The 23,977-nt window shown below is 59.6% G+C and carries 21 protein-coding genes and 1 pseudogene; 6 read left to right on the top strand and 16 right to left on the bottom strand.

Translation table 11 applies throughout. The features are described 5' to 3' along the window. Nucleotides 1–2: 2 nt before the first annotated feature. The 12 genes from A7317_RS13270 to arnC form a co-directional block, all read right to left on the bottom strand. On the bottom strand, nt 3–1,220 hold the full coding sequence (locus A7317_RS13270; RefSeq protein WP_069076015.1) for a cytochrome P450: 1,218 nt from the start codon (nt 1,218–1,220) through the stop codon (nt 3–5). A gap of 2 nt (nt 1,221–1,222) precedes the next feature. Further along, nucleotides 1,223–2,824 carry an acyl-CoA dehydrogenase family protein gene (locus tag A7317_RS13265; RefSeq protein WP_237141789.1) on the bottom strand — a complete coding sequence of 534 codons (1,602 nt, stop codon included), beginning with the start codon at nt 2,822–2,824 and terminating at the stop codon, nt 1,223–1,225. Between the two features lie 263 nt (nt 2,825–3,087). After that, the gene (locus tag A7317_RS13260; protein ID WP_024075399.1) at nt 3,088–3,798 is read right to left on the bottom strand and encodes an HPP family protein; all 711 of its coding nucleotides are present in this window, start codon (nt 3,796–3,798) and stop codon (nt 3,088–3,090) included. 165 nt (nt 3,799–3,963) lie between these two features. Continuing rightward, nucleotides 3,964–4,215 (bottom strand): type VI secretion system contractile sheath small subunit, encoded by a 252-nt coding sequence (locus A7317_RS30640; protein ID WP_081329281.1) that lies wholly within the window; start codon nt 4,213–4,215, stop codon nt 3,964–3,966. A gap of 213 nt (nt 4,216–4,428) precedes the next feature. Further along, nucleotides 4,429–6,051 (bottom strand): ArnT family glycosyltransferase, encoded by a 1,623-nt coding sequence (locus A7317_RS13250; RefSeq protein ID WP_024075401.1) that lies wholly within the window; start codon nt 6,049–6,051, stop codon nt 4,429–4,431. Between the two features lie 3 nt (nt 6,052–6,054). Next, nucleotides 6,055–7,434 (bottom strand): UDP-glucose dehydrogenase family protein, encoded by a 1,380-nt coding sequence (locus tag A7317_RS13245; RefSeq protein WP_024075402.1) that lies wholly within the window; start codon nt 7,432–7,434, stop codon nt 6,055–6,057. Then, on the bottom strand, nt 7,431–7,832 hold the full coding sequence (gene arnF, locus A7317_RS13240; protein ID WP_024075403.1) for a 4-amino-4-deoxy-L-arabinose-phosphoundecaprenol flippase subunit ArnF: 402 nt from the start codon (nt 7,830–7,832) through the stop codon (nt 7,431–7,433). Before arnF ends, A7317_RS13245 begins: the two co-directional genes overlap by 4 nt. After that, entirely contained in the window at nt 7,829–8,176 is a 348-nt protein-coding gene (arnE, locus tag A7317_RS13235; RefSeq protein ID WP_024075404.1) for a 4-amino-4-deoxy-L-arabinose-phosphoundecaprenol flippase subunit ArnE, read from the bottom strand. The genes arnF and arnE overlap by 4 nt, the downstream gene beginning before the upstream one ends. Continuing rightward, nucleotides 8,173–9,828, bottom strand: a complete 1,656-nt coding sequence (gene arnT / locus A7317_RS13230) for a lipid IV(A) 4-amino-4-deoxy-L-arabinosyltransferase (protein WP_069076013.1) — start codon at nt 9,826–9,828, stop codon at nt 8,173–8,175. Before arnT ends, arnE begins: the two co-directional genes overlap by 4 nt. Further along, nucleotides 9,825–10,709: a 4-deoxy-4-formamido-L-arabinose-phosphoundecaprenol deformylase gene (gene arnD / locus A7317_RS13225; protein ID WP_024075406.1), complete on the bottom strand. Its 885-nt coding sequence runs from the start codon at nt 10,707–10,709 to the stop codon at nt 9,825–9,827. Before arnD ends, arnT begins: the two co-directional genes overlap by 4 nt. Then, the gene (arnA, locus tag A7317_RS13220; protein WP_024075407.1) at nt 10,709–12,700 is read right to left on the bottom strand and encodes a bifunctional UDP-4-amino-4-deoxy-L-arabinose formyltransferase/UDP-glucuronic acid oxidase ArnA; all 1,992 of its coding nucleotides are present in this window, start codon (nt 12,698–12,700) and stop codon (nt 10,709–10,711) included. Before arnA ends, arnD begins: the two co-directional genes overlap by 1 nt. After that, entirely contained in the window at nt 12,697–13,734 is a 1,038-nt protein-coding gene (gene arnC, locus A7317_RS13215; protein WP_024075408.1) for an undecaprenyl-phosphate 4-deoxy-4-formamido-L-arabinose transferase, read from the bottom strand. The genes arnA and arnC overlap by 4 nt, the downstream gene beginning before the upstream one ends. A gap of 493 nt (nt 13,735–14,227) precedes the next feature. Here arnC and A7317_RS13210 point away from each other — a divergent pair, with 493 nt between their 5' ends. Both A7317_RS13210 and A7317_RS13205 read left to right on the top strand, forming a co-directional pair. Next, nucleotides 14,228–15,046, top strand: coding sequence for a M949_RS01915 family surface polysaccharide biosynthesis protein (locus tag A7317_RS13210; protein ID WP_069076012.1), 819 nt, complete (start codon nt 14,228–14,230; stop codon nt 15,044–15,046). Nucleotides 15,047–15,153: 107 nt separating this feature from the next. Further along, nucleotides 15,154–16,068 carry a site-specific integrase gene (locus A7317_RS13205; protein ID WP_024075410.1) on the top strand — a complete coding sequence of 305 codons (915 nt, stop codon included), beginning with the start codon at nt 15,154–15,156 and terminating at the stop codon, nt 16,066–16,068. A 65-nt stretch (nt 16,069–16,133) separates the two neighbouring features. Here A7317_RS13205 and A7317_RS13200 read toward each other — a convergent pair whose 3' ends face one another. Continuing rightward, nucleotides 16,134–16,991 (bottom strand): SDR family oxidoreductase, encoded by an 858-nt coding sequence (locus A7317_RS13200; protein ID WP_069076011.1) that lies wholly within the window; start codon nt 16,989–16,991, stop codon nt 16,134–16,136. 93 nt (nt 16,992–17,084) lie between these two features. After that, complete coding sequence (locus A7317_RS13195; protein WP_069076010.1) at nt 17,085–18,296, bottom strand: multidrug effflux MFS transporter; 1,212 nt, start codon at nt 18,294–18,296, stop codon at nt 17,085–17,087. 185 nt (nt 18,297–18,481) lie between these two features. Between A7317_RS13195 and A7317_RS31570 the strand changes: the two are divergent. Beyond that, nucleotides 18,482–19,252 (top strand): annotated as a pseudogene (locus A7317_RS31570) (MCP four helix bundle domain-containing protein); the annotation flags it as partial. Beyond that, the gene (locus A7317_RS31565) at nt 19,247–20,110 is read left to right on the top strand and encodes a methyl-accepting chemotaxis protein (RefSeq protein ID WP_371128904.1); all 864 of its coding nucleotides are present in this window, start codon (nt 19,247–19,249) and stop codon (nt 20,108–20,110) included. The pseudogene A7317_RS31570 and the gene A7317_RS31565, both read left to right, overlap by 6 nt. A gap of 64 nt (nt 20,111–20,174) precedes the next feature. Here A7317_RS31565 and A7317_RS13185 read toward each other — a convergent pair whose 3' ends face one another. After that, the gene (locus A7317_RS13185) at nt 20,175–20,543 is read right to left on the bottom strand and encodes a winged helix-turn-helix transcriptional regulator (RefSeq protein WP_024075414.1); all 369 of its coding nucleotides are present in this window, start codon (nt 20,541–20,543) and stop codon (nt 20,175–20,177) included. Between the two features lie 99 nt (nt 20,544–20,642). Between A7317_RS13185 and A7317_RS13180 the strand changes: the two genes are divergently transcribed. Continuing rightward, nucleotides 20,643–21,392 carry an SDR family NAD(P)-dependent oxidoreductase gene (locus A7317_RS13180; RefSeq protein WP_069077397.1) on the top strand — a complete coding sequence of 250 codons (750 nt, stop codon included), beginning with the start codon at nt 20,643–20,645 and terminating at the stop codon, nt 21,390–21,392. Nucleotides 21,393–21,655: 263 nt separating this feature from the next. Here A7317_RS13180 and A7317_RS13175 read toward each other — a convergent pair whose 3' ends face one another. Further along, the gene (locus A7317_RS13175) at nt 21,656–22,273 is read right to left on the bottom strand and encodes a CatB-related O-acetyltransferase (RefSeq protein WP_024075416.1); all 618 of its coding nucleotides are present in this window, start codon (nt 22,271–22,273) and stop codon (nt 21,656–21,658) included. A gap of 446 nt (nt 22,274–22,719) precedes the next feature. On the opposite strand from A7317_RS13175, the gene A7317_RS13170 reads away from it, so the two are divergent. Then, nucleotides 22,720–23,973 (top strand): tyrosine-type recombinase/integrase, encoded by a 1,254-nt coding sequence (locus A7317_RS13170; protein WP_069076009.1) that lies wholly within the window; start codon nt 22,720–22,722, stop codon nt 23,971–23,973. Nucleotides 23,974–23,977: the final 4 nt, after the last annotated feature.

The raw sequence follows: 23,977 nt of genomic DNA, 5'->3' as shown, positions 1-23,977 counted from the left end.
GATCAGTGGAGCTCCACATGAATGGTTTTCAGGCCTCGAAACTGCAAGTTGTTGGTGCGCCAAACCGGTGGCTTCCCATCGATCAAGCGCAGGTTGGGGAACCGCATCAGCAGGCTGGTGAACACGATATGGGCCTCCAGCCGAAACAGCGCGGTCCCCATGCAGAAGTGTTCGCCGCGCCCAAAGGCCAGGTGGTCGTTCTTTTCGCGTCGGATATCAAAACGGTCCGGGTCCAGGAAGTGCGCGGCGTCGCGGTTGGCGGCGGCGCGGACCAGAAATACCAGCTCGCCCTTGCGCATCATGCGGCCCTTGAGTTCGATGTCCTCCCGCAGCACGCGGTGGCTGAATTGACCCGAGGGGTCGATCCGCAGCATTTCTTCGATGGCGCACGCCATGAGTGAAAGGTCGGCCCGCAGCGCCTGCAACTGATCGGGATTGAGCAGCAAGTGCAGCAGGCCAATACCCAGCATGTCGGCGCTGGTTGTGTTGCCGGCCACCAGCACGAACGCCAGTTGCGCGAGTAAATTGCCCTTGGTGATGGCAGCTGCCTCGCCCGCGGCGATCACACGGCTGACAAGGTCGTCTTCGGGCGCCTGGCGGCGCTGATCGATCAGGTCGCCGAAATACTCATACATTTCTTCCAGCCCTTGCAGGGCTTCGCGGGGGCCATACGCCGGGTCCAGGCTGCCCACCAGAAACACCAGAATGTCATCAGTCCAGCGCCGCAGCCTCAGCGCGTCTTTTTGCGGGATCCCATAGAGTTTGGCCAGGATACGCGCCGGCACCTGGTTGAACAGCTCGGCCATCAGCTCCGGTTCGTCGCTCAATTGCGACAGCAGCTCATCGACAATCGCCTGGATATCTGCGCGCAATGCGTCGATGGCGCGCGGGGTAAAGGCCCGGCTCAACAATTGGCGACTGGCCTGGTGTGCCTGGCCGTCCTGGGCATACATCCACCGCGAGGCTTTTTCCACAAAAGGCTCGACCATCGCGCGTTTGTCCTCTGGCAATTGGGCATTCACCAATTGGCGTATCCGGTCGGAGGAGTAGCGCCTGGCATCACCCTGCGCTGCGTAGACGTCATCAAAACGGGTCAGCATCCAGGCGTGGAAATGGGGGCACCAGTACACCGGATAATGTTCGCGCAGACAGGCAAACGCCGGATAGGGATCACGAACGGTGTCTGGGTTGGAAAAGTCGGGCGGTGATGGACGGGCCATGTTCATTGCTCCCTATACAGTGCACGGGTGAATTGATGGATGTAGTCGGCTTTGGCGATCGGTGCGTTGACCAACACCGAAGGTGGCTTCAACCAAGCGGCCAATTGGGCGAGGCGTGCCACGCTGGGCCGCTGTTCCGCGGGGCTGGCGAGCAGGCCCCAGTGGTGCAGGTACGCAACAAATACGTGGGTCAGGTCGTGCAGGATGGGCGGCTGGAGGCGTGCGGATTCGGCGGCCTGGATGATCAGGTCGAGTGCGCGGGCGTACGCCAGCCCGACCGCCTGTCGATGGGAAAAGTCGTTGCCCGGTCGGCACTCCTGGACAATGGTTTGCTCGATCTGCTGGCCAAGGTTGCACGGCGGTACGTGGTCGAAGCGTGGGCGCGCCAGGGCATCCTTGATTACCTGATAGGCCATCACGCTGTTGTCACCGGCGAACGTAATGCTGATTTCTAAGTCCATGCGCAGGGTGACGATCTGGTTGTAGTGATGGAACCCCTGGGAGCCGCAGAGTTCGCGGCACTGGGCGATCACTTCCAGTCCCATCCAGGTACCGACGCATTTGCTCAGGGCCGCGAGGATATGCAGCGCCTTGCGCTGCTCGGTATGCGGCCAGTGTGCTTCGAAGCGGGTGAGGATGGCCTGTTCGAGGTATTTGAGCGCCAGTGCCTTGAGCTGGGCGTTATAGAGGCGCTGACGGAACAGCGGGTTGCCGAGCAACGGGCCGACCGCTAACAGCCGGTGGCGGCCAAATCGATACGTCAGGTATGCGCACAGCCCGGCACCGTGGCGCGAGGCGGCCATCAACAACAGGCGCTCTTGCAGGAACGTTTCCAGTGCATTGATGAAGCGCTCGCCTTTGGGCAAGTCGCTGATGAACTGTCCATTGGCGGTAAACCGTGCGTAGCGCTGCAACAGCGCATCGGTACCCAGTTGCATCTGGCAAAAACGCAAGGCGCCGACTTCATTGGCATGAATACCGCCCTTGGGGTCACAGGCAATGACCTTCAGCCCTGGGCGCAGAGGGCCGTTTTCCTGGTCGCGAATCACCACGCGAAACCAGTGGTGCCCCTGGTCTTGGCTGTCGACCAGCAAGCGCGCGAGCACCATTACCACCTGCGCCGCGTGCAGGCTGTTGCCGATCCAATACTTGCAGGCCTCTGCGCAGGGCGAATCGAGCACCAGGCAGTGCCGTTCAGGATCATAGGTGACGGTGGTCTTGAGGTTACGGACGTCGGTGCCACTGGCGATTTCAGTACAGCCAAACGCATACACCGCACGCATCTGGATGACTTCATCACGGTAGCGCGCCACCTGCTCGGGGCTGCCCTGGGTCAGCAGGGCGTTGGCGGCGATCATGTGATCCACCAGCGAGGAATACAGGGCGTAGTCGTAGGCGCCGATCAGGCCGATGCGTTCGCACAGGTCTCGAAAATGTGAAGCGTCGGGTTGGCCGAGCCACATGTCGTTGTTGATCAGCCCCGCATCGAAAATCGCATGCATGCGCCTGATCGTCAGGTCCATGTAGGCTCTAAGGGGCAGGTGATAACGCTGTCGGGGGTCGAAAAGCGGCGCGCGCAGCACCTTCTGCAAGTGGTCGTCCACGATGGATCCTCACCAGGTTTGAATGGAGCATTCAAAACACTTGAGCAGGAGGGCCAGCATGTGGAACGACGATGAGAGCGGAACCGGGAAAGCCTTGACCTGTATCACCGCTCTGTGAGCACCCATTGATAGCCAGACGATCCAATGTCTTCGCTACTGGTTTACGGCGATCCAGAATTCAGAGAAAAGCAGACAACAACAAGTGGTTTGTACAACCTTAGCCCATCACACACGGGCGTAAACACCATTCGTCGTGAATGCGCCTACTCCACGCGACTCGCCAACACTTGGCCGATACTTCTGCGCCGCGCATGGCTTTCGGCAGCGTGGATCAGCTGTTCCAGCTCGGAGGGCTCGATGTCGTAGAACTGCTCCATGTCGGCTAACGCCAGCTTGAGGTCGGCGGCGGTGATCGATGGGTCTCTTGCTGCCTGAGACTTATTCGTGAAGATGCCCGGTACCTCGGTCGCGCCCTTGGGATAGCGCGTGCGTGTGGCGTTGTTGTAGGCCAGCGCGCACATGAGTAAGGCAGCGGCGCCGAGCATGACCGCCGGCAGTTCCTGCCAGCCGAGGGCCGCCGAGCTGGGGTCGGCCAGTACCAGGGTCATCGCCAGGCCGCCCGCCGGCGGGTGCAGGCAGCGCAGCCAGCAGATCAGGATGACGGTCATGCCCGCCGCCAGGCAGGCGCTGCCCAGGGTGCGCCCCAGTACCCGAGCAACCAACAGCGCGACCACTGCGGCACACAGGTAGCTGCCAATGATCGACCACGGCTGCGCCAGCGCCCCGGATGAGACGGCGAACAGCAACACTGCCGAAGCGCCCAGAGGCCCCAGCAAGTGCAGGGCGACTTCCATGCCAAATACTTGGGCGCATACCCAGACACTGAGCAGGGTGCCCAGGGCCATGCCAATCGCGGCACGGCTCCATTCGGCGGGGCGGGTATTGATAGCAGCAGGTAACCAGCGAGCAAGCATTGAGAAAGGGTCCGTCAACAGCAGGCGAAAAAAAAGGCTTGCCTGGTTGCCCGGAAAAGCCCTTTGAACGTTCCAACATTTGGGGGAGGAACCTGCGTAGTGTGCCGGCCCTGATGCAAGGTCGCCAATGCATATTAATGAAGGTTAAGTTCAATAATGATGAACTCAGTTGAGCTGCGGCGAAGGAGTGGGGGCCTGGCAGACCTGGCCGAGGATGCGATTATGCAGTTCATCGCTCAAGAGCCGTTCCTGCAGGTTTTCGCGCACCTTGGGGTCGTTGGACAATGGACCTTTCAGCGCCACCAGGGCGTTACGCAATTCCATGAGGCGTTCCAGCCTGGGGATGGGGATGTAGCCGAGATGGACGTGCTCATGCGTCAACGGAAAAGGAGCATCAAGCAATAAGTCATCGCGCACGGCATCATCCTTTTTAATGAGGTACGCCACTGGGTTGCCTGCGGCTGATAGCGTCCTTGTCGTTATCCATTCGATCAAGGCGTGGCAAATAGTTACCGCCTTTGACGAGCGAGTTTACCGCTGGGCTTCGAGCACGGGGAAGGGGAGCGCCACGCGCCATTACCCATAGTTGTGTAGGAGTTTTCCGGGAAGTGCCGGCCGAAGCCGGCAGCGTCACGGTTGGATGGTTTTGGACAGGTGCAGCAGCACGTAGGGGTTCTTGTCGAACTCGCCGGTGAGCGTTGGCGTGATCGAACGAAAACGCGGGTCTTGCAGCTCTTCAAAGTCAGCTTTGCTCATCACCAGCCATGCTGGCCCCTGGATCGTCGCCAGTTCGGCAGGCAGTTGGGTAAACAGCGGTACCCGGTCGCAATCAAGGTTGACGATCAATTTGATCGCCTTGGCGTCCTTGCCCAGGGCATGCAGCACGACAGGCGCCGGTTGCTGCTTGACCTGCGCCTGAACAGCAAGGCTGAAGGTGCGGGTGTCGTAGAGGCTGCGCTCCAGCGGTTCGACCACCAGAATGTAAGTGCTCCATACCGCCAGCACCGCGGTCAAGGCAGGCGCGAGTGAGCGCAGCCGTGACTTGAATAGCGCCAGCAGCGCCAGTACCTGCAGCACGCCAAGTATGCCGAAGACGCCGCCAAGATGACTCAATTGCTCGGGATAGCGTGGGCGTGCCAGCCACAGGCCGACGATCAGCAGCCCCGGCAGCAGCGTCCAAAGCCCCAGCATCAGGCCGCGCAACCAGCCAAACAGGCGGCCCTGCGTCACCTGGAACGGATACGCCGCAATTATTGCCGCCATCGGCAGCATCGGCAGCACATACCGCGCCTTCTTGGCCTGGGGAACCGACAAGCCGAGCATCACCAGCAGGCCCGCCGCCGCGCAATACAGCACCAACTGCAGGGCTGGATCCGGCGCGCGCCGTCCTCCTATCGCCACCGCGAGCAGCACCAGCAAGGCCAACGGGTAGGCCAGCGCGTAATTGCCCATGGAACTGGTGAAGTAATACAGCACACCGCTGGAGCCTTCACTGCCATCCATGCGCCCCATGAACTGCATGCGGATCACGTCTTGCATGAACACTTCGCCGCCACTGAGCTTGGCCAGCAGCAACAGCAGGCCGACACACGCCACCAGCAGGGCCAGGGCCAGGAAGCCAAAGCTGAACAGCTGGCGCCATTGCCGGTTGATCAGGTAGTAGCTGCACAGCACGCCCGTAGGGATCACCAGGCCGATCGGCCCGCGAATCGCAAACCCCACGAGCAAAAGCAGATACAGCCAGTGCAGGCGCTTGCCCGCACCGAAGTGATCATGGGCATAGCCCAGGTAGAAGACTGCCAGGGCGACAGCCGCGAGCATCTGGTCCAAGGAAACGGCGCGGGTTTCGCTGATGAAGGTGCTGCTGAGCAGCAACATCGCTACGCTCAACAGGCCCCAGCGCTGGGAGTACGGCGCCGTCAGGCGGTACACCAGCATGACAATCAGCGCCGAAGCAATGGACGTTGGCAACCAGGCCGTGAAGCTGTTGACCTGGCCCAAGGGCAAGGACAGCAGCCAGGTCATCAGTGTCGAGGTCGCCAGGTAGTCGGCGTAGGGTTGCCCGTAGGTCGTGGGGAAGAAGCTTGGCCCATGGCGCAGCATCTCCTGGGCGAACACTACGAAGCGCGAGTCAAAGCCGATGATAGCCTGGTGCCAGTTGCCGGCAATGAACAACAGCAACGCCAGCAGCCCCAAGCCAAGGGACTGTCGGCGAATCGTTGCAGTGAGCAGGGGCGCTTGAGCTTTGTTCACGTCTCAGGCTTCCACAACCTGCGGTACCCACTGCTGCTGGGGAATCGGCAACTGGCAGGAGTCGCCACGGCCCATTGGGAAATACTGGAAGCCTTTGCGTGCCAGGCGCTCGCCGTCGTACAAGTTGCGGCCGTCGAAGATCACTGGGGTTTTCAGGCGCTGGTGGATCAGGTCGAAGTCCGGTGCCTTGAACTGCTGCCATTCGGTGCAGACAATCAGCGCATCGGCGCCACTCAGGGTGGATTCGGGGGTGCCCATCAGCATCAGGCGCGGGTCATCGCCGTAGATGCGTTGGGTTTCCTGCATGGCTTCCGGGTCAAAGGCGCGCACATTGGCGCCGGCGGCCCACAGTGCTTCCATCAGCACGCGGCTTGGGGCGTCACGCATGTCGTCGGTGTTGGGCTTGAAGGCCAGGCCCCACAGCGCGAAGGTCTTGCCACGCAGGTTGCCCTTGAAGAAGGCATTGACGCGCTCGTACAGCTTGCTCTTCTGGCGCTGGTTGATGGCTTCCACGGCTTCCAGCAGGTCGCTGGAGCAGTTGGCCTGCTTGGCGCTGTGGATCAGAGCACGCATGTCCTTGGGGAAGCACGAGCCGCCGTAGCCGCACCCCGGGTAGATGAAGTGGTAGCCAATCCGTGAGTCGGCGCCAATGCCCAGGCGCACGGCTTCGATGTCCGCCCCCAGGTGTTCGGCCAGCTCGGCGATCTGGTTGATAAAGCTGATCTTGGTGGCCAGCATGCAGTTGGCGGCGTACTTGGTCAGTTCGGCGCTGCGCAGGTCCATGAAGATGATGCGGTCGTGGTTGCGGTTGAACGGCGCGTACAGGTCGCGCATGACATCGCGCACTTCTTCGCGCTCGCAGCCGATGATGATCCGGTCCGGGCGGCGGCAGTCGGCAACCGCCGAGCCTTCCTTGAGGAATTCCGGGTTGGAGACGATATCGAACTCCAGGTGCCGGCCAGCCAGGTGCAGGGCTTTCTCGATATGGGCGCGCAAAGTGTCGCCGGTGCCGACGGGAACGGTGGATTTTTCCACCAGGATCACCGGTTCGATGCGATGACGGGCAACTGCGTCGCCCACCGACAGCACGTATTTCAAATCGGCAGAACCGTCTTCATCAGACGGCGTACCCACGGCGATAAACAGCACTTCACCATGTTCGACGGCGAGTTTTTCGTCATAGGTGAAGTTCAGTCGACCGCTTTCCAGGTTCTCCTTGACCATCGCTGCCAACCCTGGCTCGAAAATGCTCACATGGCCCTGCTGCAGCAGCTTGACCTTGTTCTGATCAACGTCCATGCAGATGACATCGTGACCGACTTCGGCTAATACGGTGGCCTGCACCAGACCGACGTAACCACTACCAAATACACTGATTTTCATGGGGCATTCCTGGGGCTTGCAGCGCTAGCACGGCGAGAGTTGATAACCAGTACTCCGAGGATGACCAAGGCCACCCCCAGGGTTTTTGAAAGCGAAAAATGTTCGTTGAACACCGGCAGGCTGGCTGCCAGCAGGTACACCAGCGCGTAGCTGATGCTGAGCAGCGAATAGGCGCGGCCCAGGGGCAGGTGTTTAAGCGCGCCGAGCCAGCAGAGCATCGATAGCGCATAGGCGATGATCGCCAGGATCACTACGCCCAGGGCAGACAGGTCGATGGTGGTGGTGAGCCATTCGTTGGGCAGGGGCAGGCGCGTCATGCTCCAGCGCATGCCCAACTGGGCGGCGCTGACCAGGCCGACACTGCCCAGGGCCAGGGCAAAACCTTGCGCCCGGCTCATACCTGACGCCCCAGCAGCACGACACCGGCAATCACCAATGCCACGCCCAGCCAATGGCGGCTGTCGATGTGCTCTTTGAACACAAAGCGCGCCATCAGTGTGACCAGCACAAAGTTCAGGCTCAGCATCGGGTAAGCCACTCCGACCTCCAGGCGCTGCAGCACCAGCAACCACACCAGCAGGCCGAAGCCCAGGCACAGCAGGGCAGCCCACAGCCAGGGTGAACGCAGTTTCAGCGCCCAGCCGTCGGGCTGGTCGCGCCAGCTTTCCACGGCAAACTTCTGCGAGACCTGGCCCATGCAGGTGAGCAGGCAGGCGCTCAACAACAGCAGCAGGGTGATCATGGCGTAACCTGCGGGAAGATCAGAATCACAAGATTGCCTTGCTCAAAGCGCTGGCCGTCTTTAGGCAGTAACGCAACCTCGGCTATTTCATCCTCGCCTTTAACGCGCATCACCACGCCGACTACGCCTTTTTTACGCGCATCGCTCATCCATTGCTTGACCTGGGTCATGTCGACCTTGTGATGGGTGGCGTCCGGGTAGGCGAGGCCGTATTTCACTTCGCCGACGGTGTTATAGAGGGTGACGTCGGGGCGTTGCAGGCGCCATGCCAGGGCCGATGCCGCTCCCAGGTCATTGCTCAGCAACGCGGCAGCCGGTTGAAGGGCCGGCAGGTGATCGATGATGAATTGGTCCGGGGTCTTGTTGTACACCACCGAATGGGGCAGCGCAGCCGGGGCCAACGCCACCAGCAGCCAGCTGCCAAGCACCGGTGCCGCCCACCATTTCAGCGGGCGCGCGGCTTGCAGCAGGTTGACGATGATCCAACCGAACAGGAAAACGAATACCAGCACCAGGCTCAGGGTTTCCTGGCCGTGCTCGTACACCGGTTTTTTCAGTTGAAGCCAGGTCAACGCCAGCAGCGCCACGACCCCGATCACCAGGTTCAGCCAGCCATTGATGCGCAAGGCGCGGTCGCGACCCTGAGCCAGTTTATCGGCCAGGGCGTTGCCCATCAGCAAGGCCAGCGGCAGCAGGCACGGCATGATGTAGGACGGCAGCTTGCCCTTGGCCAGGCTGAAGAACGCCAGCGGCATCAGCAACCACAACAACAGGAAGGCGATCCTGGGGGTACGTTTTTCCAGCCAGGCCTGCTTGAGCGTAGCCGGCAGCAATGCCATCCACGGCAACGAGAAGGCTAGCAGCAGCGGCAGGTAGTACCAGAATGGCTCGGCGTGCTGGGCGTCCTCGCCGGCGAAGCGCTGGATATGCTCGTGCCAGAAGAAGAAGTTCCAGTAATCCGGCTCCTGCGAGTGTACGGCCAACGCCCAGGGCAAGCTGACGACGATGGCCACGGCCACGGCGACCACGCCGTAGCCGAGCAGCTCGCGAAAGCGTTTTTGCCAGATTGCGTAGGGCAGGGCGATCAGCACGGGCAGCAGCCACGCCAGAAAACCCTTGGTCATAAAACCCATGCCGCAGGCCAGGCCCAGCAATGCCCAGGCGCCCAGGCGACCGTTACGCGTGGTGCTATCGAAGCAGAACCACAGCGCCACGCCTGTCAGGTTGACCCAGAAGGTGAACTGCGGGTCCAGGTTGGCGTAACCGCCCAGGGCGGCGACGCTGACAAAGCTCATGTAGAGCACGGTACTGACCAGGCTCTTGTGCGGGTCATTCCACAGCCGGCGCGACACCAGGTACACCAGCAGGATGCTCAAGCCGGTGCTAAACGCTGAGGCAAAGCGTACGCCGAACAGGTTCTGCCCAAAGATCGCCTGGCCCAGCGCGATCATCCAGTAACCGGCGGCCGGCTTTTCGAAATAGCGAATGCCCATGAAGTGCGGCGAGGCCCACTTGCCGGTCAGCAGCATTTCCTGGCTGATCTGCGCGTAGCGGGTTTCATCCGGAATCCACAGGCCATGGGTGGCCAGCGGCAGCAGATAAAACACACCGAACGCCAACAGTAGCAGGGGCAGCGCCCAACGGCGGATCATGCCTGTTGCACTCCAAGCCAGCCCTCACGCCCACTCAGGGCGCCACGCACCAGGTGTTGCTGGGGCAGGGTGGTCAGGTCCGCGGGCAACAAGTCGCCCAGGGGTTTGAAGTCGATGCCGCGCTGCCCTGCCTGGGCCAGCAACTGGCGAAAATCATTGGCCATCAGAATCCCTTCTACTTCTGCGTGGATCGTGTAGACGTTCAGCTTCGACTCGGCAAAGCGGTCGAGGATGAAGCGGTTGAAGTCCTTGGCAGCCACCACCGGCCCGACGACTTCGTCGAAGGTCGGCAGGTCTACCGGAATTTGTGGGGTGCCCGCGCTGCCATCGGCCAATGTCGGTCGAAACAGGCTGGTGCCCCGGCAATCGCTGTTGTAGCGAAAGTTGAAGCCTTGCTTGGCTTGCACCACGCGTTCATCGGCACGCCAACCGGCCGCCGCTGAACAGTCGATGCGTTCACCGAGGATATCGCTGAGGGTGTCGACGCCACGGCGGATCTGCTCCACTAGTTGTGCCTCACTCCAGCGCCCGGTGTTGGCCTGCCAACCGTGGTGATCCCAGGCGTGCAGGCCGACTTCGTGCCCGGCGGCCTTGGCCTGGCGCATCAAGTGCCCCAGGTCACGACCGATCGGCTTGCCCGGCCAGGCGGTGCCGGCCAGCAAGATATCCAGGCCATACAGGCCTACGGCATTGGAACGCAGCATCTTCCACAGGAACTGCGGGCGGATGAGGCGCCACAAGTGGCGCCCCATGTTGTCCGGCCCAACACTGAAGAAGAACGTCGCTTTCACCCCGGCTTCATCCAGGGATTCGAGCAACCGCGGCACACCTTCACGGGTGCCACGGTAGGTGTCGACATCAATGCGAAGACCTGCCTGCATTACTTCTTGTCCGCGATTTCGAGCATGGCTTCTTTCAGGAAGAAGTCGAGGGTGTTGCCGATGGTCTCGCTCATCTCAACGGTTGGCTCCCAGTTCAACAGGCGCTTGGCGTTTTCGATGCTTGGCTTGCGGTGCGCCACGTCCTGGTAACCGGTGCCGTAGAACGCCTTGCTCTCTACGTCGCGGAAACCGGCGAACGGAGGGAAGTTGCTGCGCAGCGGGTGAGCTTCGAACTGACGCAACAGTTCTTCGCCCAGTTGACGGATGCTGGCTTCGTTTTCCGGGTTGCCGATGTTGATGATCTGGCTATCGCAGACACCGTTGTCGTTATCAATGATACGGGCCAGGGCTTCGATACCGTCGGCGATGTCAGTGAAGCAACGTTTTTGCTCGCCACCGTCGAACAGACGGATCGGGGTGCCTTCCACCAGGTTCAGGATCAACTGGGTGATCGCACGGGAGCTGCCGATACGCGCCGAATCCAGGCGGTCCAGGCGTGGCCCCATCCAGTTGAACGGACGGAACAGGGTGAATTTCAGGCCCTTGTCGCCGTAGGCCCAGATGACGCGGTCGAGCAGTTGCTTGGAGACCGAGTAGATCCAGCGTTGCTTGTTGACCGGGCCGACCACCAGGTTGGAGGTGTCTTCGTCGAAGTACTGGTCCTGGCACATGCCATAGACTTCGGAGGTCGATGGGAAGATCACGCGCTTGTTGTACTTGACGCAGTAGCGCACCAGCTTGAGGTTTTCTTCGAAGTCCAGCTCGAACACGCGCAGCGGGTTGCGGGTGTATTCGATCGGAGTGGCGATGGCCACGAGCGGCAGGACGACGTCGCACTTCTTGATGTGGTACTCGATCCACTCGGTGTGGATGCTGATATCGCCTTCCACGTAATGGAAGTTCGGGTGGCTGCGCAGGCGCTCGATGGCGTCGGAGCCGATATCCAGGCCGTAGACCTCGTAGCGGTCGTCACGCAGCAGGCGCTCGGACAGGTGGTTACCGATAAAGCCGTTCACGCCTAGGATCAGTACACGGGTACGACGTGGCTTGCGGCCGGATTCGGCGCCGCGCAGGACGGAGCCGTCGACCAGGCCCAATTCGTTGGCCAGGGACGGGCCGGCCAGGTACAGGCCGTTGTCATTGCGCTGGCCGAACTTGACCACCAGGGAGTCTTCGCCGCAGGCGATGCGCAGCGGGTTGACGCTGATCACGCGGCCGGGCGCCAGGCCTTCGTTGCCCTTGACGACTTCGGCTTGCCACACGATCAGCTTGTGCTCGCCCACGGCGCAGAAGGCGCCTGGGTAAGGCTGGGTCACGGCACGCACCAGGTTGAACAGTTCTTCAGCCGGCTTTTTCCACTCCAGCTTGCCATCAGCGGCGGTACGGCGGCCAAAATAGGTAGCCTGGCTTTCGTCCTGGGCGGTTTCAGTCAGCTTGCCCGCGGCCAGTTGTGGCAGGGCATCGCGCAGCAGGTTGGTGGCGGCGTCACGCAGTTTGGCGTGCAGGGTCAGGCCGGTGTCGGTGCGCTCGATCGTGACTTTCTGCTGGGCGAGGATAGCGCCAGCGTCGGCACGCTTGACCATGCGGTGCAGGGTCACGCCGGTTTCGGTTTCGCCCTTGACCAGTACCCAGTTGGCCGGTGCGCGGCCACGGTATTTCGGCAACAGCGAACCGTGCAGGTTGAACGCGCCTTTGCTGGCGGTGGCCAACAGGGCTTCGCTGAGCAGGTTGCGGTAGTAGAACGAGAAGATGAAGTCCGGGTTGAGCTTGGCGATGCGCTCGATCCACAGCGGGTGGTTGGCGTCTTCCGGTGCATGCACCGGGATGCCGTTGCGGGCGCACAGTTGCGCGACGGAACCGTAGAAATTGTTTTCCTTGGGGTCATCGGCATGGGTGAACACGGCAGCAATGTCGTAGCCAGCCGTCAGCAAGGCTTCAATGCCAGCACAGCCAATATCGTGATAAGCGAATACAACGGCTTTTGAATTCATGACGAAACCTGATCGGAAGGAGAAGTAGTGGTGGTATGGGAGGACGCCAGGCCGTCGACGACGACCACGGGTGCCGGTGCTGCCGGTTGGTTGCGCAGCACTTTTTCAATAAAGAACCGAGGGCGGGCGCGCACATCGCTGTACATGCGGCCCAGGTATTCACCCAAGAGGCCCATGCCGATGAACTGGCCGCCGGTGAACACGAAGAGCACCGCAAACAGCACGAAGGTGCCATCACCGGCCCATTGGGCACCGAAGGCCAGGCGCAGGATGATCAGCGCAAATGCGAACAGCCCGCCCAGGCCCGCCAGGCAGAAGCCGACAATAGACAGCAGGCGCAGCGGGGTGGTGGTCATGCAGGTCAGCAGATCGAACATCAGGCTGATCAGGCGCATGGCACTGTATTTGGATTCGCCGTGCTCGCGCTCGGCGTGGTTTACGAGGATTTCCGTGGTGTGGCGGGCAAACCCGTTGGCCAGGATCGGGATAAAGGTGCTGCGCTCGCGGCAGGCAAGCATGGCGTCGACGATGGTGCGGCGGTACGCGCGCAGCATGCAGCCGTAGTCAGTCATGGCCACACCGGTGGAGCGTTGCACAGCCAGGTTGATCAGGCGCGAAGGCCAGCGGCGGAAGGCCGAGTCCTGGCGATTGTTGCGCACGGTGGCGACCACGTCGTAACCCAGGGCGGCTTGTTCCACCAGGCGCGGGATTTCTTCCGGCGGGTTCTGCAGGTCGGCGTCGAGGGTAATCACCACGTCGCCGCGGCACTGCTCGAAACCAGCCATGATCGCCGCATGCTGGCCGTAGTTGCGGTTAAGGATCACCGCCACCACGTTGCTACCGTCTTCTTCGGCGGCGTTTTCCAGCAACTGGGCGGATTTGTCACGGCTACCGTCATCCACCAGGATGATTTCGTATTCGTAGGCCAGTTGCTTGCAGGCTGCGGTGGTGCGACGCAGCAATTCAGGCAGGCTCTCTTGTTCGTTGTAGACCGGAATAACGATCGACACACAATGAATAGGGTAGGGTTTCAAAGATTCATGACCTCGGGGTTAGATCAGCTTGGTGCGTGAAAACAGCAGCAATCAGTGGGCGAAAATGCAGGCAACTGATCAAAAGGCAGTGGGGTGCGTGGTGTTCATTCAACGTCCTGAAGGCTGACCGTGTGTTCTTCCTAAGTGAACTGGAGTAAAGACCGTTTTGCGCAAAGGTAAAGGGTAATCAACTAGTTAGTCCGTAAAGCGCGGTTTGCTCTCAAGTCCGTGAACCCAAGATTAAGCGTAAAAATGTTGTACGAATATGAAAGCCTGATGAAAAACTCGTTTATTTGACAGGTAGACAGCTAGGGTTCAGCTAGGTACCTAACGTGTTGAGCCGTGCGGTAAATCCGCGAAATAGACGCGTGTTGGCCGCTGATGGGAGCCTGCGGGCAAACAACGGCTTCGACCGCCGAATTTATTCAACAATCTTCTCTGCATTGCCGCTCAAGTGCCGGTAAAGTAAGCCATCTCTTGCCAGGGTACTCGGATGAATAGCGTGCAGCTTTTGCGTGGCCAGTTGCGGCCCGCGTTGATGGGCTTGTTGATGACGATGGCGTGTATCACGACCGTGCAGGCCGATGAGGGGGTGGCGCTGACCCCGGTCACCCAGGTGCCGGAGGGCGTTGAAGTCCGTGGTAAGCAGGTTGCCGCCTATACATGGGACGACCGTCAGGGCAAGAACCTGCTGGTGCTCGCCGAACAACTCAATGAACGCGAGGACGATGGCACCCAATCGGCATTTGTCTATGCAGCCCAATACCTGATCGATGGCGACCGCCCCAAACGCATGTGGATGCTCTACGACGATGTACAGCATTGTGAGTTCGACGCGGCGTTGCACTTCGACATGGCTGCCACCAAGGTCACCGACCTGGCCGGCGACGGCCTCACCCAGGCTACCGTGGGTTACTCGCGTACCTGCACCAGCGATGTCAGCCCTAACGAATTCAAGCTGATCATGCATGTGGGCAAGTCGCAGAAGTACCGTTTGCGCGGTGTCGACCGCTACGGCGCAAGCTGGTGGGACGAAGAGGCCGGCGCACTGCGCGGCATGCCGTTGCCCAAGGACTGCAGCGTAGCCGGGCAACAGGCGCTGGTCAGCCAGTATAAGGAGCAGGGTACCGAGCTGCCGTTGCCGGGTTGCTATACCGACGAGAAGGATTTTGCCAAGGCGCCGGAGAACTACCTGACGTTCATGCGCCAGCACTGGTTTGCGCTGATGCAGAAGCAGGATGCCGAGTGGAGCCAGTCCCAGACCCTACCTCAGCCTCAGGAACCCACCGAGGATGACGAAACGGCCCCGTGATGTGGCAGGCGGGCGGGTCCTGCGTTAGACTCGCCCCTCGCCATTCACTAAATACCTCGATTTAACAATGACTTGATCGAGGTATTTAATCCAAAGGCTGATCTACCTTGACTGAGTCTATCCGCAATCCACTGACCCTCTATCTCACTCGCCTGGCCCCCTCCAGCCAATTGACCATGCGCTATGTGCTGCAAGACGCAGCCGACCGCCTGGGGTACGAGGACATCAACCTCGAAGACATTGACTGGCACCTGCTGCAACCTGAACACGTGATCGCGCTCGTCGCTGCCTTGCGCGAGGACGGCTATGCCCCCAATACCTCATCGTTGTATGTGAACGCGGTGCGCGGGGTGATGAACGAAGCCTGGCGCATCAGCCTGATCAGCCAGGAGCATCTGTTGAAGATGCGTTCGGTCAAGGCGACTCCTGGCAGCCGCCTGGGCCAGGGGCGCAACCTGCGACGCACGCTGATCCGCGAAATGATGGAAGTCTGCGCCGCCGACCCGCGCCCCCAGGGCCTGCGCGATGCCGCTGTGATCGGCATCCTTTACGGTTCAGGTATGCGCAAGTCGGAATCGGTCAACCTCGACCTGGGGCAGATCAATTTCCAGGAACGCAGCTTGCGGGTGATCGGCAAGGGCAACAAGGAGCTGGTCAAGTACGCGCCAGACTGGGCTTTCGCCAAGTTGCAGGCCTGGCTGGCGTTTCGCCGCGAACAGCTCAAGGAAGGTGAACAAGACGATACCTTTCTCTTCAACCGCATCCGTCGGGGCAGCCATATCACACGCGAGCGCATCACCAAGCACGCGATTTACTACATTGCCCGTCAGCGCGGTGAGCAGGTCGGCGTGAAGATAATGCCCCACGATTTCCGCCGCTCGTTTATCACGCGGGTGATCGAAGAGCACGACCTGTCGATCGCACAGAAACTGGCGCACCACACCAATATCCAGACCACCGCCAGTTATGACGTGCGTGACGACAACGAGCGGCGGCGGGCGGTGGACCGGTTTGATTTGTAAACGATCAGCGCACTGTTCAACCGTGTGGGAGGGAGCAAGCCTCTCCCACCGGGTAATGTGCAGGATCAGAGGATCGGTTTACCGCCGGTGACGGCGTAACGGGAGCCCGATATGTAGCTGGCTTCGTCCGAGGCCAGCAGCACATAGATCGGCGCCACCTCTACCGGTTGCCCAGGACGGCCCAGCGGTGTTTCGCTGCCAAAACTCTGCACATCTTCATCGGGCATGGTCGCCACGATCAACGGCGTCCAGATTGGGCCGGGTGCGACGCTGTTGACGCGAATACCCTTGCTGCCCAGCAACTGCGCCAGGCCACCGGTGAAGTTGGCTATCGCGCCTTTGGTGGCGGCATAGGCCAGCAACGTCGGCTTGGGCATGTCGGAATTGACTGAACTGGTGTTGATGATCGAACTGCCGGCCTTCATATGGGGCAGGGCAGCCTTGCAGATACGAAACATCGCGGTGATGTTGATATCGAAGGTCTTGACCCACTCTTCATCCTCGATTTCTTCGAGGGTTTCGTGGGTCATCTGGAAGGCAGCATTGTTCACCAGCACATCGATGCGACCGAACTGTTCGACAGTCTTGTCGACCAGCGCCTGGCAGTTGGCCTTTTGCGCGATGTCACCGGGCAACAACAGGCACTGGCGACCGGCTTCCTCGACCCAGCGTGCGGTTTCACGGGCATCTTCATGTTCGTCCAGGTAGGCGATCGCCACATCGGCGCCTTCGCGGGCAAATGCGATGGCCACGGCGCGGCCAATACCGCTGTCGGCACCGGTAATCAGGGCGATTTTATTCGCCAGCCGGCCTGAGCCGTTGTAGCTCTGCTCGCCGCAGTCGGGGTACGGGTCCATTTTTTTCTGGGAGCCGGGTACCGATTGGGCTTGAGGGGCGAAAGGCGGGCGAGGGTAGTCGGTCATTTCAAACTCCGTAGCTGTTTAAGGGTGCTATGGAATTAGGTGTTTGCCCGCCCGCGATAGTTGTAATGGATGCCTTCCAGGCCCGACGAATGGTTACGGCGAAGGCAGGCCACTGGAGCGCAAGTGTGCCGGCAGACGGCGCAAGGTCCATAAAGTGGTGAGCATTGCGGCCACGGCACACAGCGCGATACCGAGTAGCATGGGGGCCGGGGTGTGGTCTGCAAACAACCCGACCAGGGTCATGGACGCGGCCGCGGTGATCATCTGAATGGCACCGAGCAGGGCTGACGCAGAACCGGCCACCGCGCCATGATCCTCCAGGGACAGCACCCCGGCGGCCGGCAACAGCAAGCCGAGAAAGCCAAAACCGATAAACAGCAGCGTCATCATCAAGGCCAAGTGGCTGCCCCACAGCGTGGTGGTGGCCAACACGAGCATGACCGCCGCTACCGCCACCACCGACCAGCGAATCAACGGCGCCAGGCCAAAGCGTGCGCTCAGGCGTGCGGTGAGTTGGCTCATGGCAAAGAACGAGGCCGCGTTCAGCGCAAAGCACAGGCTGAATTGGGTCGGCGTCAGGCCGAAATACTCGATATATACGAACGGTGCGCTGCCGATAAACACGAAGAACGTCGCCAGGCCAAACCCGCACACCACCGACAACCCGGTGAACACCGGGTCGCGCAGCAGGGCGCCGTAGCTGCCGAACGCGCTGCCCAGGGTCTTGCCCAGCCGGCGTTCGGCGGGGTGGGTTTCGGGCAGTTGCACGATGGTCATCACCAGGCAGAGCAGCGCCACCACGGCAAGTACCACGAATACCTCGCGCCAACTCCAGAGCGAGATGACCAGGCTACCGGCCAGCGGGGCCAGGATCGGCGACACACTCATTACCAGCATCAGCAATGCCATCAGGCGCGCGGCCTCATGGCCGGTGTACAGGTCGCGCACAATCGCCCGGGGAATCACCATCCCGGCACACGCACCAAAGGCCTGAACCGCGCGAAAACCAATCAATACTTCAATGCTCGGCGCCAAGGCACAACCGATACTGCCCACGGCGAAGATCAACAGGCCGGCGTAGATCGGCAGCTTGCGCCCGAATACGTCGCTGATCGGGCCATAGAACAACTGGCACACACCAATGATCATGAAGAACACCGTGAGGCTCATCTGCACTGCCGAAGGCGAAGCGCTCAGGCTGGCACCCAAGGTCGGTAGCGCGGGCAGGTAGATATCGATGGCGAAGGGGCCGACGGCGGTGATCAGGCCCAACAGCACGGCGAGGTGGGCGATACGTTTGGGCATGGCAGTTCCGGGCGAAGCAAAGGCCGATCAGCTTAAAGAACCGCTTCCCTGCAAACAAGCCGCTGCACCGGCTTTGAGGTAAACCGCGCAGTTGCTCGAACTTAGGCTTCAATAACATAGAGCTTCAGCCGATAACGTGTTCAGTGATGTTCAAGCGGTAGGGCTACCAACCGGCGGTCCAGGCTATGGGGAAAACCAGCATGACGATCAAACTACGCTTGATGTTGTTGATTGCGACCGGGTTGATCACCGCCCTGATCATGAGCCTGGCCAGTTATCTGGGGAATAACCAGATGAGCGATGCCGTGCGGGACAACGAGGTCAGCATGACGGTGCTGCGCAACCATATGGAAGCCGACATGATGCACGACGCCCTGCGCGCCGACGTGTTGTCGGCGATGTTGGTGGGGTTGGGCAAAAGCACCAGCACCAAAGCCGAGGTCACTGCCTCGCTGAACGAGCATGCCGAACACTTCCGGCAGGTATTGGGAGATAACCTCAAGCTGCCGCTGGATGACACGCTCAAGGCCGCCCTGGAAAAAATCAAACCGAGTCTCGACACCTATATCAGCGCCAGCGAGCGTATCGTCGCGCTGGCCTTGGAGAATCCAGAGGCTGCTCGTGCCGATCTGGGCGCGTTCAACAGCATTTTCAGCCAGTTGGAAGAACAGATGGCGACCTTGAGTGGCCTGATCGAAAACAACACCCAACAAACCGGCAGCGAGACGCGCCAGACTATCAGCAACGCCAACTTCACCCTGGGCGCGGTATTGATTGCCAGTCTTTTGCTGCTCCTGGCGCAGGGGCGCTGGGTCACCCTGAGCATTATGGGGCCGTTACAGGCCGCCAGCCGTATTGCCGACAGCATTGCCCATGGCAACTTGAGCGAGCCGATTATCGAGCCCAAACGCAAGGACGAAGCCAGCGCGCTGATCCGTAGCCTCGCCACAATGCAGCGGGATTTGCGCGGCATGATCGAAGTGGTGCGCAGCAATGCCCAGGGCGTCAATGGCATGAGCGAGCAACTGAGCCATGGCTGCCATCAGGTGTCAGGCAGTAGCCAACAGCAGAGCGCCGCCGCCAGTACCATGGCCGCAGCGGCGAGTGAAATGACCGCCAGTATTGAGGAAATCACCCGCCATGCCGGACGAGCCCTGACCATGGCCAACCAGGCGCAAGCCTTGGCCACCGATGGTGGGCGGGTGATTCACCAGGTCGTCAGTGACATGGACGGCATTGCCCGTTCAGCGCAGCAGTCGGCCTTGGTGATCCGTACACTGGACAAGGAATCCGAAGCGATCTTCAGCATTATCCAGGTCATCAAGGGGATCGCCGACCAAACCAACCTATTGGCCCTGAACGCCGCGATTGAGGCCGCTCGCGCCGGTGAGCAGGGGCGTGGTTTTGCGGTGGTCGCCGATGAAGTGCGCAGCCTGGCCGGACGCACCAGTGCATCCACCCAGGAAATCGCCAGCATGGTCGGGCGTATCCAGCAAAGCACCCGGGAGGCGGTGACCAGCATGGAGGAGGGCGTCGCCCAAGTCGATAAAGGCATGGCGGTGACCGCTGACGTCGAGCGCGCCATCCGCGAGATTCTGCAGGCCACCCTCAATACCACGGAACTGGTGAACGATATTTCCCGCACCATCAGCGAGCAGAGCCTGGCCAGTAATGAAATTGCCCATCAAGTGGAGATGATCGCGGGCATGTCGGAAAACAATACCCGGGTGATAACACAAACGGCCTCGACGACGGATGAGTTGTCCTTGCTGGCAGGTGAGCTCTCACAGTCAGTCGATCGTTTTCGCCTTTGATGGTTTTTAATGTAAATTATTGATTTAACTCAACTAAATAGTCATTTAGTTGAGTTGAGTAACGTCAGGAAACTGAAGGCTGGGCGAGGGCGGTTGTTCTTCGCTCGCTGATGCGCTCGACCGTTTCCATATGCTCCGTCCCCCAGGCGCACAGCGCGCCCAGCGCAGTGGCCAGGGATTGCCCGAAAGGCGTGAGGGAATACTCGACCTTGGGCGGTATCTCCTGAAAGTCCATACGCGCAATGATTTCGTCGCGCTCCAGTTCTTTCAATTGCTGGATCAATACCTTATCGGTCACACCGCCAATGGCGCGTCTCAATTCGCCGTAACGGTGAACATCCTTCGCCAGATGATAAAGAACCAGCGGTTTCCACTTCCCGCCGATGACTGCAAGGGCCGCGTCGAGCCCGCAACTGAAAGCGTTATTGGCCATGCTCGTGCTCACTGATTGGGTACTTACCAAAAGGTGCATACTATTCAAATTAAAAGCGCGGATCTACAGTTGGGCCTCAACTTTTCTTGGGAAACCATCATGAACAGGCTCATCGGAAAAATTGCAGTCATTACCGGCGGGAACAGCGGCATCGGACTGGCCGCTGCCATACGTTTCGCTGATGAAGGTGCACAGGTCGTTGTCGTGGGACGCCGTCAGGCGGAACTGGACAAGGCGTTGCAGCTCATCGGCCACGACGCCGTTGCGATCCAGGGCGACATTTCCAGGCTGGACGACCTTGAGCGTATTTACACGCAAATCAAGGCGGACAAGGGGCGGATCGACATCCTGTTCGCCAATGCAGGGCTTGGGGATTTCCAGCCCATTGGATCGATCACTGAAGAGTCTTTTGACCGCACGTTTGGTATCAACGTCAAAGGTACATTGTTCACCGTGCAAAAGGCCTTGCCGCTGATGAGCGCGGGCGGCTCGGTGATCCTGACCGGCTCGACGACGGCAAGCATGGGTACGCCGGCATTCAGCGTGTATAGCGCCACCAAGGCGGCGCTGCGTAATTTCGCCAGGAGCTGGGCGCTGGATTTGAAAGGCACGGGCATACGCATCAACGTGCTTTCGCCAGGACCGATCTCGACACCTGGCCTGGATTCGGCATTGGCCACAACGGGCCAGGCTGATGCGATCGTCGACGGTATGATCACGCAGTTGCCACTGGGCCGCATCGGCAAGCCGGAAGAAGTTGCCGCCGCGGCATTGTTCCTGGCTTCGGAAGAAAGCAGCTTTATGACCGGGAGCGAAATGTTCGTGGATGGCGGTTTCGCTCAGGTTTGAGACGACGCAGGTTTGGCCAATGGCCAAGAGGGGTTTTGCCTGCTGAAATCCGGTGGGCATTGTCCCTCAAGACGTAACATCGTATTACGCATAATGACGCTGACGTTATGGTACTTGCGGCCTGATAAGGCCGAATCCAGTACCGGGAAAATTGCGAAGCTCCCGGCGCTGGATTTAGCTATAACGTCCATGCTGCAGCGCAATCGAAGGTTCATATGACGTATATCCAGGCTAAAGCGCTCGATAGCCAAGAGCGAGTTATCTTATTGACGTTGTTTTAAGTACTCGATAAACGGCTCGATATCAGAGCTGCACAGCAGATGCGCGACACTACGTACCTCGCTCTCAGGCCAATACCACCAGGCGGATTGTTCCAAAACCTGGCGAACAGGCTCATCAAAACGCCAACGGATAAACTTGGCCGGGTTTCCGCCTACTATTGAATAGGGCGCCACATCTTTGGTCACCAACGAGCCGGCCGCCACAACGGCGCCGTCGCCAATGGTGATACCCGAAAGGATCTTTGCATGTGAACTGATCCAGCAATCATTGCCGATCACCACGTCGCCATTGCTGCCGCCAAAGTCAGTAATATAGGCAACTTCTTCGACCTTGGCGGGAAACGGATAACAGCTTAGCCAGTCGATGCGGTGATGACCGCCCAGGTACACTTCGACGTTGCCGGCAATCGAAGTATAAGCGCCTACGCGCAATGTCGTTCCTTCATTCCAGTCATGTACCTTGAGATCGCCATAGGTGCCAATACCAAAGCTGAATTGCGGATAACGGTTGCGCAGTTTGTGTGTTGCACGCTCAAGCTTCGGCAGTGCACGCAGCGCTTTGCGTTCCTGACGCTCACGCCAGATGCGCAGTAGCTTCATGGGAAGAACCTTATTCAGACGTTGGAATGGGACGTTATCCTGAAGAATGAAAACCTGGGTTGCAAGCTAGCAAGTGAAATGGATGGTTTGTTTTTTCGGCCTAGTGCGCACCTCAAGCCAGAATCCATTGTTCCTGGCTTCGGAAGAAAGCAGCTTTATGACCGGGAGCGAAATGTTCGTGGATGGCGGTTTCGCTCAGGTTTGAGACGACGCAGGTTTGGCCAATGGCCAAGAGGGGTTTTGCCTGCTGAAATCCGGTGGGCATTGTCCCTCAAGACGTAACATCGTATTACGCATAATGTATATTATGTTAAATCAGGTGCTATGTCAGATATGTTCATAAGCCACGTAAGTCACTGATTCGACGAATTCGTATTTGACGTCTACTCTCTCAACGGGCCATGTCCATAGTGTTCATGACGATTCCTTGAATGAGGTGGCTGTCGATGAAACTGATTCAGTGCCGTTTCTCTTCAGGTCAACGACTACCGCTGCTTGTACAAGCTGGTGATGCGACGCCGTTGCCCATACTCATTCCGTTCATCTACGTCCAACTCAAACTCAGGCACCGCGCTTACAACACGGCTGCGGCGCACCTGCGCGCGATCCAGGCTTTCTACGCCTATGCCAAAAGCCGAGATATGGATATCGATGAGGCCATTTTGGCCTGCCACTTTGAGGCGATTCTGGCTTTGCTGGACGGTTACGCTATTTGGCTCCAAAGTGGCCGTCATGCCGATAATCTGATCGCCCGAATCGGCAAACCTGGCACTGTACTTTTTCAGCAGATCAGTTCACGAACACGTGACCAGTACCTGCGCCTGCTGAAGAAATACCTGTCTTGGTGCGTCACCCGTTACATCCCGCGCGCCCGTCAGAATTCAGCCACACAGGCTGACATCAACGTGGTATTTGCCGATGTAGCTGACGTCATTGAGCGGCGCTTTGAGAGCCATATCATCAATGCTCGTCCCGACCGCACTCGTTACCGCAGCCTGACAGATACGCAACTACAGATCGTTCGCACACTGATTCGCCCTGGCGCTGCGGAGAATCCGTTCCCAGAACGTTTGCAACTGCGTAACTGGCTAATGATTGAATTGCTCTTGGAGACCGGCATCCGTCGCGGAGAGCTTCTGAAGCTCTACACCACGGATATCAATAAAGGGTCTCAGCACGCCTATGTCAGCATCAATGATCGCGAACATGATCCCCGCGACCCGCGCATTGAAGAGCCTGCGCTCAAAACACATGGGCGGACCGTAGGCATCTCCGCACAGTTGTATGAGGTCTACGAGCGCTATATCCAGAGCGACCGGCGCCCTCTGCGTGACGGTAAACCGATGAAATTGCTGTATCGCTATTTGTTCATCTCGGATCGTGGCCGCCCGCTGTCGATCCGCGCGTTGTCTAACGTTCTTGATCGGCTGTTTCTGACCATTGAGCTGGCTCATCCAGGATTGTTGCCTACACTTTCTGCGCATGACTTTCGCCACACCTTTGCAGACCACTTTTTGGCTTACCTGATCGAAAAGCGTGGGCATGACCTCGAGCTGGCCACGGACGAACTACGGCGAGTCTGCGGTTGGTCTGAGACCTCGACTATGCCACGCCGTTACGCAGGTCGTTATCTAGCCGAGTCGGCCAACCTCCACAATGCCCAGCGCACCTCGGCAGCCTGGAGCCGACTTGACAGTTAAGGAG

Origin of the sequence: Pseudomonas fluorescens (genome assembly GCF_001708445.1) — a bacterium.
Classification (GTDB): domain Bacteria; phylum Pseudomonadota; class Gammaproteobacteria; order Pseudomonadales; family Pseudomonadaceae; genus Aquipseudomonas; species Aquipseudomonas gorinensis.
The sequence above is the reverse complement of the archived record's forward strand: the minus strand, read 5'-3'. Positions and strand labels throughout refer to the sequence as shown.

Coding starts and splice junctions, on each gene's coding strand:
- A7317_RS13270 (WP_069076015.1), bottom strand. CDS start 1,220: ATGGCCCGTCCATCACCGCCCGACTTTTCCAACCCAGACACCGTTCGT.
- A7317_RS13260 (WP_024075399.1), bottom strand. CDS start 3,798: ATGCTTGCTCGCTGGTTACCTGCTGCTATCAATACCCGCCCCGCCGAA.
- A7317_RS13245 (WP_024075402.1), bottom strand. CDS start 7,434: ATGAAAATCAGTGTATTTGGTAGTGGTTACGTCGGTCTGGTGCAGGCC.
- arnF (WP_024075403.1), bottom strand. CDS start 7,832: ATGAGCCGGGCGCAAGGTTTTGCCCTGGCCCTGGGCAGTGTCGGCCTG.
- arnE (WP_024075404.1), bottom strand. CDS start 8,176: ATGATCACCCTGCTGCTGTTGTTGAGCGCCTGCCTGCTCACCTGCATG.
- arnT (WP_069076013.1), bottom strand. CDS start 9,828: ATGATCCGCCGTTGGGCGCTGCCCCTGCTACTGTTGGCGTTCGGTGTG.
- arnD (WP_024075406.1), bottom strand. CDS start 10,709: ATGCAGGCAGGTCTTCGCATTGATGTCGACACCTACCGTGGCACCCGT.
- arnA (WP_024075407.1), bottom strand. CDS start 12,700: ATGAATTCAAAAGCCGTTGTATTCGCTTATCACGATATTGGCTGTGCT.
- A7317_RS13210 (WP_069076012.1), top strand. CDS start 14,228: ATGAATAGCGTGCAGCTTTTGCGTGGCCAGTTGCGGCCCGCGTTGATG.
- A7317_RS13200 (WP_069076011.1), bottom strand. CDS start 16,991: ATGACCGACTACCCTCGCCCGCCTTTCGCCCCTCAAGCCCAATCGGTA.
- A7317_RS13195 (WP_069076010.1), bottom strand. CDS start 18,296: ATGCCCAAACGTATCGCCCACCTCGCCGTGCTGTTGGGCCTGATCACC.
- A7317_RS31565 (WP_371128904.1), top strand. CDS start 19,247: ATGCAGCGGGATTTGCGCGGCATGATCGAAGTGGTGCGCAGCAATGCC.
- A7317_RS13185 (WP_024075414.1), bottom strand. CDS start 20,543: ATGGCCAATAACGCTTTCAGTTGCGGGCTCGACGCGGCCCTTGCAGTC.
- A7317_RS13180 (WP_069077397.1), top strand. CDS start 20,643: ATGAACAGGCTCATCGGAAAAATTGCAGTCATTACCGGCGGGAACAGC.
- A7317_RS13175 (WP_024075416.1), bottom strand. CDS start 22,273: ATGAAGCTACTGCGCATCTGGCGTGAGCGTCAGGAACGCAAAGCGCTG.
- A7317_RS13170 (WP_069076009.1), top strand. CDS start 22,720: ATGAAACTGATTCAGTGCCGTTTCTCTTCAGGTCAACGACTACCGCTG.